Consider the following 18939-nt stretch of genomic DNA (forward strand, 5'->3'; position numbering starts at 1 on the left):
CAAATGCCCTCTGACAGACTGTCAACGGTGACGAACACACGTACGCGTGATCGTCACCGTTGACCTTGCCTCACGCAGTCACTGCGCGACGCAGTCGCGCGGGGTGATGCCAGGTCACCCAGCGCCTTCGCCCCTTGCGCGCACGAGGATGGCCGTAGCCCTCAGGATCGCCTCCTTGAGGGAACTCGCCTCATCGCCCATCTGAAGGATCCTCCCGCCTGCCGAGCTGTATGCCAGCTCATATGCAATCCAAGACTCGTAAACGATTCTCAGCGCATCCGAAGCCGCCCGACCCACGGCGAGATTCTGCTCGAACGTCAATGGCGGCTGACGGCTCCCCGCCCACAGCTCAACTCGCGCCTTGGCAGAGACAAACCCCGCAACGGCCTCGATGAGTTCGTTTCCGATGATATTGCTGCCCATCATCTGAACAGCCAGATTGACCGTTGTCGAAGCCGTAGGGGAACGCAATCGGTCTGGAGCTTCCCAATTCATCGGTTTCCCCTTGAGCGACTCCCAGCCTTCACGTGTCACGATTAAAGCCTCCTCTGCGGGTGCGAAGAATTCAGTAGCCATCCCGAGATATTCTGGGAATCATTTACTGGCACCTTGAAGCCGCCAATCTCAAGAATCCGAGCACAGTAGGTCACGCAGTTATTCGTATTTTCGTCATAAGGCCCCATGCTGAATTCATCCATGGCCCTCTGGGCATACTGCGCCCTCTCAGCATTGGGAAGAGGGACCCTGACAACAATTGTTCCAGGTGCATGCGAAGCGCTTTCTGGGCGAATTCCTGCGACGGAATGGTCTCCAGAATTCGCCCTCCACCCAGCCTCGCTGTGGACCGTATTTTCTCCATGTGTCACTGCGATAGAAGCATGCTCCTCGACGTCGTCAAAATAGACGTCCGCGTACCCCTCGCCGCAATTGTGGACCAGGACCGGCGTGGTCCCTGCCAGCACATAGTACGTGTGGAGGTTGGAGACGGTGAGGTCGTGGGCTTCGGTCGGGGGGAGTTCGTAGTTGCGGATGGACTGGAGGGTGACGGTGGTGCCGTCGTCGCTGAGGAGGGCGTGGCCGGGCTGGAGGTCTGCGGCGGGGGTCCAGCGGGAGGTGGTGGTGTCCCAGTAGGGGTGGTGCTGGGTGGAGGTGAGGGTGCTGGAGCCGGTGGCGGTGGCGGTGGTGAGGGTCAGGTCGGTGAAGAGGGTGTCGTCGGGGGTGACGATGGTGTTGAGGACGGTTTCGGCGGAGGTGGTGTTGGTCTGGGGGTCGGTGGCCAGGACCTGGTCGCCGGCGGTGATGTCACCGATGGGTTTGGTACTGCCGTCGGCGAGGAGGACGGGTGTGGTCGGTGGGAAGCTGTGGGGCGCGCGTATGGGGAGCGGGCAGGCGGCGGCTACGGCGTCTTCGGCTTCCTTGGCGGCCTTGGATTCGCGGCGCCAGGTCTTGAGGCCGTCGAAGAGTTCACCGGCGAGGGTCTTGAGGGTCTTGGCGAGTTCGTAGGCCTTGCCCCAGCGGAAGGCGTACTTGGCGAGGAGCTTGGTGAGGGGGCCCCCGCTGAACATGCTGGTCACGACATTGAGGGCAGTTTCGCCGCAGGAGCCGAGGTCACCGGTGGTGACGCAGTCGATGGCGTCGGTGATACCCAGTTCGTCGGCAACGATCTTCGCAAGCTTCTTGCCGGCGTTCATGACCTTCGTCTTGGCGTCCGAGGCCTTCTTGGCGCTCTCGTTCACCGGGGCAGGAGCGCCTGTTCCCCCTCCGGGGGGGCTAGCGCCTTCTCCGCTGCCGCTGGTGACGCCGACCGTGCTGTAGGGCTTGTCAACGAACGGCGGCGGCGTGACACCAGGCATGTTGTGCGCGGTGGTCTCCGCCGCGTTGCTCATCGTGATGGTGCCGGCGGAGCCGCAGGCGTAGAGAGTGCCGCACTCCTCGGAGCGCAGGCCGCTGGGGTCGGACTTGTTGACCGGGTCGTTCTCGGAGTAGGCGTAGCCGTTCCACTGCTGGGGGTCGCCGGCGTCGAGGACGGGGTCGAGGCTGAGGAAGCGGCCGGTGGTGGGTTGGTACTGGCGGGCGCCGAGGTTGGTGAGGCCGGTGACGTCGTCCTTGGTTCCGTTGACGAAGCCGTGGTCGCCGGCCCAGATGGAGGGCTGGGTGCCGCGGGGGTTGCCGAACGGATCGGTGGGGCGGCGGTTCTCGGTCAGGGTCCTGGCGTTGATGGCCAGGGTGTTGCTGCCGTGGTGGTCGGAGAACTGGTAGGTGAGTTCGTTGCCGCCCTGGCGCACCAGGGTGATGCCGCCCGGGACGGAGTAGTAGCGAGAGGCGGTGAGGGTCTTGGTGGCGGTGTTGTAGACGAGTTCGTCGCCGTTGGCGAGGTTGATGGTGGTCTTGCCGGGGTTGCGGCGGACCAGCTGGTTGCCGTCGGCGTCGTAGACGTACGTGGTAGTGCCGGCGCTGGTGCTGTTGAGGGACTCGAGCCGGTCCTCGCCGTTCCAGGTGAGGGTGGTGGTGCCGGCGGTGTCGGTGACGGCGGTGGTGTGACCGGCCGCGTCGTACTGGGTGGTGCTGGTGGTCGGGGTGTTGGTGCCGACGCGGTTGGTGGAGGTGAGCAGGGCGTGCGGGCCTCCGGTGCCGCCTCCGGTGCCGGGCACGGTGGCGTTGCGGGTACCGGGGGCCGGGAAGGTCTGGGTGGTGGTGACGTCCTTGGAGGTGTCACCGCCGGGGTTGTGGGCGACCATGCCGGTGCGGTTGCCGGTCAGGTCGTATTGGTAGCTCTGCCAGTAGGGGGCGGAGCCGCCGACGGTGGTGGCCGGGGCCTGGGCGCCGCTGGTCGGGGTGGCGTTGGCGCAGCGGCCCTGGCCGCCGACGGCGGGGCTGGGGTCCTGGTTGAGGCGCCCGGTGTCGCTCCAGGCCGTGGTGAGGCGGCCGAGGTAGTCGTAGCTGAAACACTGCAGGTCGGTGGCGGAGGGGGTGTTGTTGGGGATGGTGCGGATCGCCGTGATGCGGCCGACCTGGTTGTAGGCGTAGGTGGTGTGCTGGACGGTGCCCGTGGTGGCCGTCTGCTTGTCGACGAACTGGTTGATCTGGCGGCCAGTGGATTCGTCGAAGGTGTTGGTGGTGACGATCTGGGTGCCGTACGGGTTCATCGTGGAGCGGATGGTGCGGCCGTAGGCGTCGTAGTCGGACTGGACGTCGTAGGCGACGCCTCCGAGTCCGCCGATGTCGTGCAGGAGGCCGTAGGCCTCGTAGTTGTAGGTCACCACCTCGGCGAACAGGTCACCGGCGGCGGGCAGGCCCTGCTTGGTGGGCGCGCCGGTGATGGGGTCGAAGACGGCCTGGTAGGTGAAGGTGAGCGGGTCGGCCTTTCCGACCTCGCTACCGGGGATGGTGACGGTGCTCTTGGTGGGCCGGTAGGCGGTGTCCATCGCGGTGATCGCGGTGGTGTAGGCCGCGCCGCCCTGGCCGCCGACATAGCGGGTGGAGGTGGCGGGCTTGCCCTTGGCGACGGTGTCGTAGGTGTTGCCGGTGAGCCTGTTCGCGGGGGCCGCGGAGTCCTTGTAGGTGCCGGTGCGACGGCCGAGCAGGTCGTAGGTGGAGACGATGCTCTGGCCGCGGGCGTCGGTCGTGGTGGCCACGCGTCCGGCGGCGTCGTAGGTGACGGTGCTGGTACCGGCGTCAGGGTCGCTGGTGGTGGTGCGGCGGCCGCGCTGGTCGTAGCCGTAGGTCCAGGTGTTGCCGGCGGCGTCCTTGCGGGAGGTCTCGGTGCCGAGCTGGGAGTAGGTGTAGGAGGTGACGTCCGCGTCGGCGGGGTTTCCGGTGGGCGCAGGCGTGCGGTACTGCCACAGTTGCAGGGTGCGTCCGCGCGAGTCGCTGACGGTGGTGATGGCCCGGCCGCCGGGCGGCGGGGTGACGTCGACCCGGTCGGCGCCGGGGTAGGCGGTGGCGGTGGTGGTCTGCAGGGCGCCGTACGCGAGGGACTGGCCTGCGATCACGCGGCCCATGCCGTCGTAGACGTTGCGGGTCTGGCTGGGGACCTTCGAGCTGTCGGGCTCGAAGCGCAGGGTGGTCGGCGGGTTGAGGCTGTTGTAGTAGGTGTTGTTGGTGGCGGCGGGACGGCCGTGGGTGTCGTAGAAGGTGTCGGTGACCATCCGGCCCGCGTAGGCGGAGTTCGCCGGGTCGCTCTGTGTCTGCACGACGCGGGCCAGGGGGTCCAGGATCTGGATGGACCGGTGGTAGCTCTTGTTGGCACGCAGCGTCTCGGTGGTGATGGAGGAGGCCGTGTCGTTGTTGAGCTGGTAGGTGAACTTGTAGTCGGCGGGCTCGGCGGTGGCACGTCCGGCCTGCCAGACGGCCGTCAGGCGCCCGAGGGCGTCGTAGGTCTGGGTGACGGTGCGGCCGTTGGCGTCGGTGGTGGTCAGCGGCAGGGACCGCGTCGGGTCGAGGGTGACGGTGGAGGTCCAGCCGGTGGCCGCCTCGGGGGTGCCGGCCGGGGCGGGGGCGACGACGGTGTTCTTGTCGGGCAGCTCTCCCGCCGCACCGGAGGTGTAGAGCGTGGTGGTGGCGGCGCCGTTGGGGTGGGCGGCGTCGGTGGTGGTGGGGTCGGTGACGGTGGTGGGGCGGCCGTAGGCGTCGTAGGCGCTGGTCCCGGTGGTGGTCCACTGGGCGGTGCCGTTGGCGTCGTACTTCTCCAGCACCTGGAGGCTGGAGGCGGACGCGGTGGCGCCGAGCGTGCCGAAGGGCTGGTTGTCGTAGAGGGTGCGGCCGCCGGAGACGGTGTTCGCGGCCGTCGGAGCGGCCTCGCAGGCGTTCGGGCCGGAGACGGTGAGGGTCTGGGAGACGGCGTTGATGATCGGCGAGGCGGGGCCCGCGGCGTAGGTGGTGCGCACGCACACGTCGGGGGTGCCGTCGGCCTGCTGCAGTGCCTTCGCGGGCCGGTAGGGAGCGCTCGCGTCGGTGAAGGTGGTGTCGGTGGTGGTGCGCCAGGAGCCGTCGGCCTTCTTCGCCCTGGCCGTGACGGTGCTCTGGGCGGGCGCGGCGTAGCGGGCCTTGAGGGCGGGCAGGCCGGTGCCGCGGCTGTGGGTCGCGCTCTCGCCGGGTTCGGTGCTGGTGTTGACGCTGCTGGCGGCGGGGGTGGTGGCGGTGGCGTCGGCGTAGGTGTCGGATTCGAGGACCTGGCCGGCGAGCCAGTCGTGGTCGGTGACGGGGCCGCTGGTGGGGCCCTGGAGGGTGCGGTTGCGGGGGTTGCCGGCGGCGTCGTAGTCGCCGTGCATGCCCTGGTGGTAGTAGGTGGCGGTCTTGGTCTGCGGTTCCTGGGGGTGGTTGGGGGCGCCGGTGACGGCGGTGACGGAGGCGAAGCCGCGGAACTGGTCCCAGGTACGGGCGGCGGTGTCGATGCCTTCGGCGTCGTTGCGGTGCCAGGCGGCGGGGCCGTAGGTGTAGGTGGTGGTCTGGCCGATCGAGCCCTTGATGAAGTCGCGGGGGTCGACGGTGACGGTGTTGACGGGGTAGCGCAGGAACCAGTCGTCGACGGGGTTGTTGGTGTTGGGCTCGTACCACTTGACGTTGTAGCAGGCCAGGGTGTTGTTGTCCGGCGCGGCCGGCATGGTGTTGTTGACGCGGGAGCAGGACTGGCGGATGTACTCGACGCGGATGGCGCCGCCGGTCTCGGTGGTGATGGCCGCCATGCGAAGGCGGAAGAAGTCGGACCTGGCGGGGACGGTTCCGTCGACGCGGTTGCGCAGGAGCATGCCGGCGAAGGTGACCGGCTTGAGGGTGACGTCGGCCTGGCCGGCACTGTGGCCGGTGCGCTGGATCGAGGCGAGCCAGGGAATGCGGGGCGAGGTGGTGCTGGTGTCGTGGGGGTCTTCGAGGGTGCGGGTCAGCTGGTAGGTGTCGACGGGGCGGTAGTCGCCCTTGACGCGCACCTTGGTGGTGATGGTGGTGAGCCATCGGGTGGTCCAGTAGCTGGGGCCGGCGTTGGCGCACGGGTCGGTGGCGGAGCACTGCTGGTCGATCGGGACGTCGGGCCAGTTGCCGGCGTTCGCGGCGGTGCGCTGCTCGGGCCGGCAGGCGTCGGTGCCGGCGAGGCAGCGCTCGGCGGTGTCGAAGACGACCTGGGAGGCACTGGGGTGGGTGCCGTTGGCGGCGAGTTGGTCGGACAGGAGCTGGCCGTAGGCGATGGACTGCAGGCTGCCGGCGCGGGTGTAGGGGGTGTTCGTGCCGGTGCCGTGGTTCTGGCCCGCGCCGAGCGCGTAGTGGTTGGTCTCGGGGGCGTAGGTGAAGGTGGTGAGGTTGCCGTGGGGGTCGACGATCTGGTCGAGGTTCCAGCGCCAGGCGCTGCGGCACCAGGAGGCGTTGCCCTTGGCAGGGTCGTAGCAGGGGTCGCCGGGCTTGGGGGAGAAGACGGGGACGGTCCAGGCGGAGCGGGTCTCGGGCCCGGTACTGGTGGGGGTGCCCTGGGCGGAGGGGAGGTGGTTGAGGCCGAAGTAGTAGGCGGTGCCGGCGGTGTCGGTGACCTTGAGGTAGGAGCCGTTCCAGGTGCCGTTGTCGGCTCCGGTGAGGAACTGGACCTTGGTGCCGTCGTCGGACTGCAGGCGCCAGGTGCAGTTGGACAGCTCGGTGCGCGGGTCGGTGGTGTCGCAGGAGCCGTCGTTGGGGATGAGCTGACCTGAGTGGCCGACGAGCGACATCGTCAGGTTGGCGCCGGCCCAGCACTGGTCACCGGAGTTGGCGATGCCGGCCTTTGAGCAGGGCTGGTAGGAGCGTTCGACGAAGCCGGAGCCGAGGTCCCAGCCCTCGCCGATCCAGGAGGCCTGGGAGTTGGTCGCGGAGGTCTTGCCGTCGACGGACGCGGAATCGTAGGAGAGGCCGATCTGCGGGACGCCGCCGCCCAGGCTGGGGGGCATCTGGACGGGGTAGTTGTAGGTGAAGGAGCCGGAGGATCCGCCGGCGGACCAGCCCTGGCTGGGGTTGAGGCTGGTGGCGCTGTAGGTGCCGGCGCTTCCGCCGGTGGTTCCCTGCAGGGCGAGGACGATCGCCGGCGCAGTGGTGGTGCTGGAGTCCTGCGCGGAGGCAGTCGCGGTCTTCGCGAAGGGCGAGGTGGTGCTTTGGGCGGCGGGCAGGTCGACGTCGGCGACAAGCCGGTCGGTCTGCGCGTCGTAGTGCGAGGGGACGGGGGTGCGGGTGCGGCACTGCTCGGCGCCGGGGCTGGTGAGCGCGCAGGCGGGCAGGGCGACCAGGGTCGCACGAGTGGCCCAGTCGCCGCCGTAGGCGGGGGCGAGGGCGGCCGGGTCGAGGCCGACGCGCGCGGTGGTCACGGGGTGCTGGTCGGCGAGGGAGAGGGCGACGAGGGCTCCGCTGACGCCCGCGGCCTTGGTGGTGGCGGCGTCGGCGACCGTGACGTTGACCTTCGGGTTCTTCGCTTGGCCGCTCGTGGTGTCGGTGCGCCGTTCGGGCGAGGGGGTGTCGCCGCCGGCTATGGAGGACACCCACACAGGGAGGTCGCCGGCCTTCGCGGCGGGCGCTGCGGCCGATTCCCCGAGCGTGTTGCTGCGACCGTCGGGACGGCTGGTGGTCGCGTCGGCGGCGGGCGCCGGTGCGAGGTCGAGCGTCGCCGTACCGAAGGGGGCGGTGCGGCCGCTCCTGTCCTCGGCGGGCTTGGCGGGCTCGGTCTTCACTGCGGGCCGCGCGGGGGGCGGGGCGTTCTCGCCGGTGACCGAGGCGGTGCCGGGCAGGGGCGTGTTCGGCGGCGACCAGACGCGGTGGTAGTCGGGGGCAGCGGCGAAGGCCACTCCCCCGGCAGGCACCACGAGTGAGCCGACGACCGCCAGGGTGGCGAGCAGGGCGGTTCGCGAGCGTCGCAGTTTGGCGGCCCGGTTGCGGGCCGAGCGAGCACGGTGAGAGAACACCGTCACCCTCCACTTGGTGACCGCGCCCGGGGACACGGCGAGTTGATCAAAGGCCAGCCGACCTTATGGGTCGTTTACATCCGATGTCGAGGAATCGATAGAGACCCAGGGGGTGTGATTTAAATCACTTGACCAACAAATGGTATTAACTGACGCTAGATCAACCCGTCGATGTGAACGAACTATTGACGGTGCGTCATGGATCGCGACAGGTTGCGTCTGTCCTGCGCTCAGCGCCAACCCCGGCCGCGTCCGCACCCATCTCTCCTCGTCGGGAAGGCTTCGCCATGCCCACACTCCCCAGACCACGCCCCGCCCGACGCCGAACGCGAGCCATGGCCCTGCGCCTGCCCGTGCTCGGCCTCGGACTCGTTCTGTGCGCCGGTCTTCCGGCACCCATCGCGCTCGCCGACTCCCCGCCCGGCTCCAAGAGCCTGGCCGAGGTGATGGCCGAGGCGGACGCCGAGCAGGCGAAGATACGCCCGCCCGCGACGGACGCCGAGAAGGCGATCGAGAAGGCCAAGGCCACCGGTGTGGCGGAGCCGGTCGAATCGCTGACCGACGACTTCAGCGAGACCGTCGCCACCCCCCAGGGCCACCTCCGGAAGACCCAGCATCTGGAGCAGCAGCGGGTCGAGCAGGACGGCGCGTGGGCGGACCTCGACGCGACCCTGGTCGCCGACCCGCAGGGCGGCTTCCGGCCGAAGGCCGCCGGCGCCGGCGTGCACCTGTCGGCCGGCGGTCCCGGGGCGTTGGCGACTCTCACCAGCTCCGACGGGAAGCAGCTCATCCTCCACTCGCCCTTCCCGCTGCCCCAGGGGCACGTGGACGGGGACGGCGACGGCGTGCTCTACCCGGAGGTCGCCCCCGGCATCGACCTGAAGGCCACCGCCACCAAGTTCGGCGGCCTCAGCACCGTCTTCGTCGTGAAGACCGCCGAGGCGGCCGCGAACCCGGCGCTGCAGTCCGTCACCTTCCCCGTGACCACCGTGGGTGTAAGCGTGACGTCGAACGCCGACTACAGCCTCACGGCCGCCGCCGAGGACGGCACCGTGCGCTGGCACGCCCCCGCCCCCCGGATGTGGGACAGCACCACCACTCCCCCGGCCCAGGCTCCCCAGACCGCCCCGCCCGCGCAGAACACCCCTGCCTCCCCGGCCGCACCGAAGAGCGGTGCCGCCTCCCCGGCTGTACCCGCCGCCGGCGATCCGGAGGGCCCGGTCACCAGCACCGTCGACGGCCCGGGCAGCAACGCCCGGGTATCGGTCATGCCCACCAGCACCGCGGCGGGCACCATCACCCTCACCCCCGACCAGGACATCCTCGCCAACGGGCAGGGGCCGTGGTTCATCGACCCGGGCTGGATCTACGAGCACCCCATCGCCAACGCCTGGACCTGGACCCAGTCCGCCTACCCCAACACCAGCAACTACATGAAGGCGGTCTCGGCCCAGGAGCCCTACAACCGGCCCGGCGTCGGCCTGCAGGACTACCAGGTCAAGACCGGCCTGGAACGGGCCTTCTTCAAGATCGACACCAGCAGCCTCGGCGGCGCCTACATCAACTACGCCATCATGACGATGTCGCAGTCCAAGTCCTCCAACTGGGACTGCACCAAGCAGTACCCGCTCAACCTGTTCCTCACGGACCGGCCGATAGACCGCGACACCACCTGGAACAACTCCCCCCAGCACTACGGCGGCCAGGTCGGGGACACCGCCTGGGTCGGCGGGTCCGGAAACCCGGGCTGCTCCAATCCCCTCGAGTTCAGGTTCAACGTCACCGACGCCTACCGCGTGCACGCGGTCGCCAACCCCAACCTGACCTTCACCGTCGAGGGCAACGAGAGCGACAAGCTCGCCTTCAAGCGCCTCGACTACACGCCGAGCGTCATCGTCGAATACGACCGCACTCCCAACATCCCCACCAACCCCTACTCCTACCCCGCGCCGCGCACCGTCTCGCCGGACCGTGCCATCCAGGGCTGCGACGGCAACGGCTGGGGCTGGCTGGGCGCCGGCACCAACCTGAGCGGAGTCACCCTCAACGCCACCGTCAGCAGCCCCGTCCAGCAGAACCTGTACTCCTGGAGCCACATCTGGGACTACATGCTGCCCGGCGCCCCCGGCGCCGACGGATACAGCAGCCTCGTCGACAACAACAGCACCGCGGCCTTCCCCGTCCCCAGCGGTGTCCTCAAGGACGGCCACGTATACGGCTACAGCATCATGGCCAGCGACAAGCTGATCGGCATGTCGGCTTCCACCCCCACCTGCCACTTCGGTGTCGACCAGACCCAGCCCACCGTGCAGGTCCCCTCCCTCTACGAACAGCTGTCCGACGACGCGCTCACCACCCAGTTCCCGCCCTCCGGAAACGGCCAGACCACCAAGGTGCGCCTCCACCAGGAGGGCTACGTCCCCTACACCTCCGCCGACCCGACCCCCTCGGGCGGCCAGGCCTCCGGCGTCGTCTGCGCCCGCTGGGGCTCGGACCCCCTCCTCGAAGGGGCATCCTGGCAGTGCGGAAGCAACATGCCCGCCGGCGGTGTGCCCGTCACCCCCACCGCTTGGGGCACCAACCTCCTCCACATCCAGGTCCAGGACAACGCCGGCAACGTCTCCCCCATCGTCCCGTACGCCTTCTACGTCCCCTGGAACCCCGACGGCCCGCAGCCCGTCTTCGGTGACGTCACCGGTGACGGCGCCGCCGACATCCTCACCGCCGACCAGGCCGGCAACCTGCGCACCTACAGCATCCCCGGCAACACCAACGCCAAGAGTCCCACCGCCGCCCTCGCCGCCCGGCCCGCCGACACCCCGAACGGGCAGACCTGGGCCACCGATGCCATCCAGTACAGCCACCGCGGCGCGCTCACCGGCGGCAAACACGTCGACGACCTGTTCGTCCACGTCAAGGACGACCCCAACCTCTACCTCTACGGCAACCCCGGCAACAGCCGCTCCGTCGGCCGCTACGACAGCAAGCTCACGCTCGGCCGCCCGGCCTGCGTGACACCCCCCAACGACTCCGCCTACTGCACCGGCTACGCCGGCACCTGGTCACGCACCCTGCGCGTCGCCGCCCTCGGCGACCCCGCCCACACCGACCTCGACATCAAGCTCGAGTTCAAGAACAAGACCGGACTGGTGACCGTCGAGGCCAACAGCGACGGCAGCGACGCCGCCCTGTGGTTCTTCCCCGCCACCACCACCAATCGGCTCGGCCAGCCCGTGCGCCTCGCCGCCGGCGGCTGGAAGGACAAGGAGCTCATCACCCCCGGCGACTGGGCGAGCCAGACCCGCCCCGGCCTGTGGGCCCGCGACCTGCGCCCGCTCGGCACCTCCAGCACCTCGGGTGACCTGACCGCCTACACCTTCACCCCCGGCACCCTCAACGTCGTCGACCCCGACTTCGGCGACCCGGTCCTCGACGAGAACGGCAACCCCCTCGTCGTCCCGACCCTGACCGCCATCGCCGGCACCACCCGCATCGGCAATGTCCCCCTCGACTCCTGGCCCGCTCTCGGCTCCGACGGCGACCTCCTCGGCAACGGCGCCCCCGCCCTGTGGAGCGTCAACAAACACTCCGGCGACATCCAGATCTGGTGGGGCCACCGCACCGGAGACGCCGCCAACCCCGGCATGACCTGGGACATCGGACCCGTGGCGGTCGCCAACACCCGTGTCACCCCCGACTGGTACACCCTCGACCGCCAGAACACCATGCGTCCCGACCCCGGCGCACCCGTGACGGACAGCAGTGCCACCAATCCGCTGACCCGCAGCGGCAACCCGGTCTTCACCGCCGACCGCAACGCCACCGCCAACAACGCGACCTTCCTCGACGGCGGCAGCTACTACCGCACCTCCCAGGCCCCCGGCATCGACACCCGCCGCAGCTACAGCGTCGCCGCCTGGGTCAGGCTCGACAGCGCCACGGACTACGAGACGGTGCTCTCGATCAGGGGCAACGAACGCAGCCCCTTCTACCTCCACTACTCCGCCGCCACCGGCACCTGGGCCTTCACCGCCCCCGAGGAGGACCGGATCAACACCGGCACCTACTACGTCGCCGGCGGCTCCCAGGCCGCCCAAGCCCAGATAGGCCGCTGGACCCACCTCGTGGGCACCTACAACGCCCAGAGCAGCACCATGACGCTCTACGTCAACGGCCGGGCGGTCAACGCCGTCAAGAACTCCAAGCCCTGGTACAGCGGCGGCCCCCTCACCATCGGCGCCGAGACCACCGTCTTCCGCCCCGACGACAAGGGCTTCAACGGCTCCATCAGCGACGTACGCGCCTACCCCTACGCCCTCACCGACCCGCAGGTCAGCAACCTTGCCATCAGCAACACCACCATCTCCGTCAACAGCGCCCTCAACAGCGGCAAATGCCTCGACAACCTCGGCGGCGGAACCGAGATCGGTGTCTGGGACTGCTGGGCCGGCCCGAACCAGCAGTTCAAGTTCAACACCGACAACCACGCCCTGATCATCCAGAACAAGTGCGTCACCGTCCGCAACGAAGGCACCGCCAACGGCACCCCCGCCGTCCTCGCCGACTGCGACAACCTCAAGGGCGGCCAGAAATGGCTGCGCCGCGCCGACAACAGCCTCTACAACCCCCACTCCAACCGCTGCCTCGAACTGCCCGCATGGAACACCACCAACGGCACACGCCTCGGCATCTGGGACTGCAACGCCGGCGCCAACCAACGCTGGATGCTCAACCCCACCACCTGACCCCCACCAACCCACCCACCAACCAACCGGGCCCCCGCCGCACCACCGCGGCGGGGGCCCGCCCGTACCCACCACCAACCCGACAAACCCACCGACAGGTCCGACCTCAACACCGCCAACGAACCACCGCCGCGAACTCGCCCCGGCGCAGCGAGACGGTGTCCTTGAGACCGGCGGACCGTCAGCCGGTCCGCCGGCCCGGGTCAGCGCCGACAGCCTCGGCTTCCGCCGTGTCCTGACGCTGTGCCGGCACCTGGGCGGGCCGGCCAACAGAGCACAGCAGTATGGCTCCCCGCCGGTACCGTGTCGGGTCAGGACGCAGACCTACAGGTAGACCCCGGAGAGCTCGAAGGTCTGCACGGTGCGGGGGTTGAAGTAGGACCAGAACTCGTTGCCGTGCAGCACGGTGTCCGCGGGGTAGTGCTGGTAGCGCTCGCCGCCGACGTCCGTCCCGGTGGCCCACCTCGGGATCACGGAGCCGTCCTGTCCTGGGTTGCCGAAGCGGGACAGGTCGAAGTTGATCCACTGCCCCTGCCCGTAGTTCACGGCGACGATGACCAGCTTGTGGTTCACCGCGTCGTAGGCCGCGACGGCATCGGGGTGGCCCGCGTCGATGATCGTCATGCCCGGACGGATGTGGCGCATGTAGTGGGCGAGCACGAAGAACTTCGGGTTGACCGCGCCGATCACCCCGCCGGTGAGGGTGATCGGCCCGTAGTTCTCCCAGTCGAGGATCTGCCAGGCCACCCATGCCGTGGGGTGCAGCCAGCGCAGGTCGTAGTGGAGGTTCCGGACGAGCGTCAGGCCGCTGGTGTCACCGTCGCCGTACTCGGACATCCAGATGTTCTTGCCGTCCGCCGCCACGGCCTGGTACAGCGCGTCGCGGTCGCCGTTGAACTCGTAGCCGTGGACGTTCACCCGTCCCACGGCCGCGCGGGTGGCGGCGTCGAAGTCGGGGTTGTTCGTCCAGTTGAAGACGGCGTCGCCGACGCCCCAGTCGTCGAGGCCCGCCACCATCATCCACTGCAGTCCGCGGGCGTCCAGCTGACCGCGGGTCAGCCGGACGAGCTCGGCCACCTGGGCCCGGTCGAAGTGACAGCCCTCCTGCGCCTGGCTGTAGCCCGCGTGTCCGCCCCACTTGGCCCCCGGCTCGTTGACCGGCTGGACGGAGGTGAAATCGATTCCCCAGTGGTCGTGGGCGTACCGGGCCACCGTCGCCAGGTACGCCGCGTGGCGGCCGAAGTTGTCGTCCCGCAGGTTGCAGGTGTAGCCGTCCGTCGATCCCTGTGGATCGTCGTTCTTCAGCATCCACCACATCGGCGAGTTGCTGAAGAGCTCGAACCTGTCGGCGCCGCGGTCCCGGGCCAGCCACATCATGTCGCGCTGGTGCGCGTCCGCGTTCCAGTTCCAGCTGGACGAGCCCGGGTCCGCCGAGTACCAGTCGAGCTGGTAGCCCTCGATCTTCTTGAAACCGTCCAGCGCCGCCACGGGCTGCATCGTCCTGCCGCCGATGCTGTTCGTCCCCGAGGCGCCGGCGTTGTAGCGGACCACGTTCATGCCCAGCCCCGGCACCGTCTGCCCCTGGAACTGGACGGTGTTCCGGCTGAACAGGACGTCGGCGAGGTCCTCCCGGGGGCCGAGCTGGTTGGCCCACCAGGCCAAGGAGGTGCCCCACCCTTCCCAAGTCCCCCATTGATTCTGGGGATTCACCGTCGTGGTGAAGTCCGCCCAGGCCGGCCGGGCGGCGGAGACGACCGCCATCGCTCCGACCGGCAGACCCACCAGACCACGCAGAACCGTACGGCGTTCCATCTAGCCCCCCTCGACAGAAACCACACATCCGGACTGGGATGCGTACGAAGCGAAGTCTGCACCACCGGTGGAGGCGTGGCCAGACCCCCTCCGCGCGTGGAACATCCACAATCGGCAAGGTGACGGAACCACCTACATGGTGGGGGTGGCACGCGAGACGGGCCGCGCATCCCGCTACTCGGCCAAGGGGAGCTTCTACGCCGCCACGGAGGTCGGCCCGGACGTGGACCTGACGATCTCCCCGTGACGACCCGGCCATGACCGGAGTGGGAAGTCGACCGGCCCGACTTCCCACTCCCACCACCCCTACAGAACACGCCTGTCGGCGCCCCGCCCGCAGGGCGGGGGCGGTCGGGCCGTCCGGAGGCAGCACCCTCCCGAGGGCCCGCTGACCAGGCAACTCCCGGCGATCTTCACGGTTCTGACACCCTGCTAGGGTCCGATCCCATGACGGACAGGGTGCAGAAGCAGTACGAGGCGATGCGCGGGCACTTCCACCGGGCCGCCGGGCAGGGCGGGTTCACGCTCGATCCCGCCCAGGAGCCTGCGGTCGAACGGCTCAGCCGGCTGGCCGGCGAGCTGGCCCACCCGGCCTGGCGGCTGCGCCGCAGTCCGCGGCACCTCTACCTCTGGGGCCCGGTCGGCCGGGGCAAGAGCTGGCTGGTGAACACCTTCCTCGACGGCCTTCCCACCCCGCGCAAGCGGCGGCTGCACTTCCACGACTTCTTCCGCCGGCTGCACGAGGGCGTCGCCCAGCACGCCGGGCATCCGACCGCGGACGGCGCGGCGGTGGACCAGGCTGTGGACGAGCTGCTCGGCGACTGCCGGATCCTCGTCTTCGACGAGTTCCACGCCCACGACGCGGGGGACGCGATGCTGGTCGCCCGCCTCCTCGGCACCCTCCTGGAGCGTCGGATCACCCTCATCACCACGTCCAACTACCCGCCCGCCGGGCTGATGCCCGATCCCCTGTACCACCATCTCTTCGAGCCGACGATCAGGCTGATCGAGGAGCGGATGGACGTGCTCGACATCTCCGGGCCGGTCGACTTCCGGCAGCGGCCCCGCCCGGACCGTGCCCACGGGTTCGGCCTCGGTGCCCGTCTCCACCCCGGCGACGAGACCTCGGCCGGCCTCACGCCGCCCGGCCCCGCGGAGGCGGGCACGGTGGCCGCCCACCACCGTGAGCTGCCGGTCCGGGCGGTCCGCGACGACCACGTGTGGTTCGGCTTCCGGGAGCTGTGCGAGGGCCTCACCGCCGTCGCGGACTACCTCGCGCTCGCCGACCGCTTCGCCACCATCGTCGTCGACGGCGTCCCACCGCTCACCGAGGCATCCCCCGACGGCCGTCGGCGCTTCGCCAACCTGGTCGACGTCTGCTGCGACCGGGACGTCCGCCTGGTCCTGATCGGCGCCGACCCGCTCGCCGGCCTGTCCGACGGCTCAGCCCTCATGCGCGACCTCGACCGCACCGCCAGCCGCCTCGCCCTCCTGCGGCGGCCGGCTCGGGAGGCCGCCCGCTGAGTGACCGCCGGGCCGCCGGAGGGTCTCGGCGACGGTCAGTGTCCCCGGTCCGGCCGCCGGGCCCGGCCGACACGGTGAGCAGGTCTCCGGGTCGGCAGTCGAGGACGTCGCACAGCGCGGTGAGGGTGCTGAACCGGATCGAACGCGCCCGGCCGTTCTTGAGCACGGACAGGATCGGCGACGTTCACCTCGACGACCGTCTCCGGGGTGATCGCGGCGCCGTCGGGCAGCCCCCGGTCATTCCCCTGAACCCGGCCGCCGAGTCGGCCGTCAGTCGGACGACCACGGGGTCGTCACCGAAGACGGCTCTCGCGACGGGCACCGCGGCCGCGAGCCCCGCCCCCGGCGAACACGCCATGTCCGCGATTCACTCACAACTCGGCCGTCCATCGTTCACCTTCACGCCCACCCGAACTGCTATCCGAAGCCCCGCCGAGCATCAGCAACTACGACAAAATCTCGCCATCCAAGGTCATTTTCCGGACTTGATCATCGTTTCCTGCCCGAAGACCCCACTTGACATTCAAACCTGAGCCACACTTGTGCCATTGCACATGTGACATGGCACAAGTGCAATGGCATTACCCGATCCGGCAATGTCCCACGCCGGACCCCACCAAGTGAAGGAGTACGCACGATGAACCGACGTCCGCTCAAGGGCCTGACCCTGCTCGCAGCGAGCGCGGCCGCCGCCGGCACGCTGATGGCCGTTCCCGCCCAGGCCGCCACCACCGGTACCGCGACCACGACCGCCACCACGGAGACCTGCAGCCCGTGGTCGCTTCAGGCCGGTCTGATGACCCAGGTCTGCGCCGCGATCACCGGCACCAACGTCCAGTTCCTCGGCCGGGTCGCCCTGGCCGGCCCGCCCACCCCCGACTTCCCGCCGCAGCCCCAGGTGCTCTCCACCACGATCTCCGGCCAGGTCGTCGGCGGCGCCTCGCTGGGCTCCGTCAACCAGAACGTGAACTTCCTCGCGAGCACGGTCACCGTCAACGGCCCGAGCAGCACCGTCCCGTGCAACAACGTCGTCAGCGGCACCTTCAGCGTGTCCAAGTTCGGTTGGTTCCCGTCCCCGGTCTCCGTCAGCACCCCGGTCCCCTGCTGACCCGAACACGCTGAACCCCGGGGCCGGGAGCTGCACACCTCCCGGCCCCGGCCCGCTCCCCCACGGCGCTCGCCGTTCGCCCACTCGCCCGTTCCCGGCCACCGGCATATCCATTGACTACGGACTTTCCGCTGACGCACCATCTTGGGCGCGAGGCGTGATCATCGAGGATCTGCCGCGGAGGATGCCCGCCAGGGGCATCGGTTAGGGGAGGACATGCGAAAGACCGTGCTGCGCGTGACCGTCGCGGGGGCGGTGGCCCTGAGCGGGCTCGCCGCCACGGCGGGACAGGCCACCGCCACCACCACGAGCGTCTGCAACGGCAGGTTCGCCTACCGGGCACACGTCCAGGACCTGGGCTGGCAGCCGTGGAGCTGTAACGGCCAGTGGGCGGGCACCCAGGGGCTCGCCAAGAACATCGAGGCCATCGAGTTCCAGATCAACCCCGGGGACCAGGACACCTTCTGCGCGAGGGCCCACCGGACCAACTACGGCTGGGACAGCAACTTCGTCTGCAAGACCTCGGGGAACTTCCAGATCGGCACCACCGGGATCAACAGCCCCATCGAGGCCATCCAGGTCCAGCCCCACGCCAACGGGATCAACGGCAACGCCTACTCCCGGGACGTCGGCTGGCTCGGCGGCATGACCTACGAGGGCAACAAGATCGGAACGATCGGCACGGTCAACCAGGCCCGCCCCATGGAGATGTTCTGGCTCAACCTCGTCTACGTCGCCTGACCAGGCGACGAAATCCCGACGAGGCCGGTCGATCCGACGTTCGGATCGACCGGCCTCGGGCGGCCTCCCCCACACCGCCACACGCCCAGCTGCTCGGCGGCCTTGTTCGCGGTGCGGTCTGTGGTGCTTCGGCACTCCGTCCTCATCGTGCGACAGGGCACGGCGCCCCGCGCTCAGCTGATGACCCATCAGTTCTGTTGGATGAACTTCTTGTTGCCGCTCCTCTCACTACGTGAGGCCGCCCCGGGGAAGAATTCCCGCAATCGAGGGGAAGGGGCGAGGGATGGGGATCTTCGGCCGCAAACGCCGCAACCGGTCGGCCACACCGCAGGACGCACCGCCGCGCGGCACGATGCGCCCGGTCGGCCCGCAGGACCCGCCGCTGCCGCCCGGGCGGGAGGGCGGCACCTGGATCTACGAGGTGGCCGGGGAGTACTCCGCCGAGAACTGGGCGCCGCAGGAGGCCATCCGGCGCTGGTGGCAGCTGGACCGGGACGGCAACGTCATCGGCGAGGCCGTCGAGAACGAGAACTTCGGTCCGCCGCAGGACGACCTCGCCCGCGCCACCGACCCCGACGGGCCGCTGAGCTGGCTTCCCGACCCGGAGGCGGCGGTGCGCGGCTGGCTGGCCGTCGCGCTCGACCGGATCGCCGACGGCCTCGAAGTCCACTGGCTCAAGGTGATCGAGACCCCCGTCGTCCTGGCCGGCGAGGACGCCTCGGACTTCGCCGCACCCGACTTCGACCGGCCCCCGCCCTCCCGGATCGGCGTCGCGGTGCCGATCGGCTTCGGCGGCCAACTCGACGGCTACGCACCGACGGTGATCTGGGGCCTGCTGCTCTGGGTGCGGGTGGAGGACGGCCCGGAGGAGGACGCCGTGCAGAACGTCTGGCTCCGCCCCGAGGTCGAGGCGGACCGCGCGGACGAGAACCTGCGCATCGTCCTCCAGGCCCCCGACATCCGGCTCTGAGCTCCGACCCCCGATCGGCGACCCCCGGCCTCCGACCGGCACAGGAAGTCGGCCGGGCCGACTTCCCGCGCCGGACGGCGGCCGGGTGCCCGCACGCCCCGGGTGCGCTTCCGCACTCCTCTGCCGCTGCCG

Annotated in this window: 10 protein-coding genes and 1 pseudogene; 6 read left to right on the top strand and 5 right to left on the bottom strand. The window is 69.6% G+C overall.

Annotated features, from left to right (window positions below; translation table 11 throughout):
• Nucleotides 1-114 precede the first annotated feature (114 nt).
• The gene (locus ACFCLZ_RS07830) at nt 115-576 is read right to left on the bottom strand and encodes a hypothetical protein (protein WP_380284051.1); all 462 of its coding nucleotides are present in this window, start codon (nt 574-576) and stop codon (nt 115-117) included.
• Nucleotides 537-7907: a polymorphic toxin-type HINT domain-containing protein gene (locus ACFCLZ_RS07835; protein ID WP_380284052.1), complete on the bottom strand. Its 7371-nt coding sequence runs from the start codon at nt 7905-7907 to the stop codon at nt 537-539. The genes ACFCLZ_RS07830 and ACFCLZ_RS07835 overlap by 40 nt, the downstream gene beginning before the upstream one ends.
• A 335-nt stretch (nt 7908-8242) precedes the next feature.
• Between ACFCLZ_RS07835 and ACFCLZ_RS07840 the strand changes: the two genes are divergently transcribed.
• Complete coding sequence (locus tag ACFCLZ_RS07840; protein WP_380284053.1) at nt 8243-12652, top strand: LamG-like jellyroll fold domain-containing protein; 4410 nt, start codon at nt 8243-8245, stop codon at nt 12650-12652.
• A 324-nt stretch (nt 12653-12976) separates the two neighbouring features.
• On the opposite strand, the gene ACFCLZ_RS07845 is transcribed toward ACFCLZ_RS07840, so the two are convergent.
• Nucleotides 12977-14464: a glycoside hydrolase gene (locus tag ACFCLZ_RS07845; protein ID WP_380284054.1), complete on the bottom strand. Its 1488-nt coding sequence runs from the start codon at nt 14462-14464 to the stop codon at nt 12977-12979.
• 447 nt (nt 14465-14911) lie between these two features.
• On the opposite strand from ACFCLZ_RS07845, the gene zapE reads away from it, so the two are divergent.
• On the top strand, nt 14912-15988 hold the full coding sequence (zapE, locus tag ACFCLZ_RS07850; RefSeq protein WP_380284055.1) for a cell division protein ZapE: 1077 nt from the start codon (nt 14912-14914) through the stop codon (nt 15986-15988).
• A gap of 55 nt (nt 15989-16043) precedes the next feature.
• On the opposite strand, the pseudogene ACFCLZ_RS07855 reads toward zapE, so the two are convergent.
• Nucleotides 16044-16172, bottom strand: a pseudogene (locus tag ACFCLZ_RS07855) (helix-turn-helix domain-containing protein); the annotation flags it as partial.
• On the opposite strand from ACFCLZ_RS07855, the gene ACFCLZ_RS07860 reads away from it, so the two are divergent.
• Nucleotides 16114-16521, top strand: a complete 408-nt coding sequence (locus ACFCLZ_RS07860) for a hypothetical protein (protein ID WP_380284056.1) — start codon at nt 16114-16116, stop codon at nt 16519-16521. The pseudogene ACFCLZ_RS07855 and the gene ACFCLZ_RS07860 overlap by 59 nt on opposite strands.
• Nucleotides 16522-16625: 104 nt before the next feature.
• Nucleotides 16626-17096 (top strand): hypothetical protein, encoded by a 471-nt coding sequence (locus ACFCLZ_RS07865; RefSeq protein WP_380284057.1) that lies wholly within the window; start codon nt 16626-16628, stop codon nt 17094-17096.
• A 161-nt stretch (nt 17097-17257) separates the two neighbouring features.
• Here the strand turns inward: ACFCLZ_RS07865 and ACFCLZ_RS07870 are convergent, their stop codons facing one another.
• Nucleotides 17258-17404 carry a hypothetical protein gene (locus tag ACFCLZ_RS07870; protein WP_380284058.1) on the bottom strand — a complete coding sequence of 49 codons (147 nt, stop codon included), beginning with the start codon at nt 17402-17404 and terminating at the stop codon, nt 17258-17260.
• Here ACFCLZ_RS07870 and ACFCLZ_RS07875 point away from each other — a divergent pair.
• Nucleotides 17352-17837 (top strand): hypothetical protein, encoded by a 486-nt coding sequence (locus ACFCLZ_RS07875; protein WP_380284060.1) that lies wholly within the window; start codon nt 17352-17354, stop codon nt 17835-17837. The genes ACFCLZ_RS07870 and ACFCLZ_RS07875 overlap by 53 nt on opposite strands.
• 283 nt (nt 17838-18120) lie before the next feature.
• A complete protein-coding gene (locus ACFCLZ_RS07880; protein WP_380284062.1) occupies nt 18121-18807 on the top strand; it encodes a hypothetical protein in 687 nt (228 codons plus the stop codon).
• Nucleotides 18808-18939: the final 132 nt, after the last annotated feature.

It is taken from the genome of Kitasatospora purpeofusca (assembly GCF_042691725.1).
In the GTDB taxonomy this organism is placed as follows: Bacteria; Actinomycetota; Actinomycetes; order Streptomycetales; family Streptomycetaceae; genus Kitasatospora; species Kitasatospora purpeofusca_B.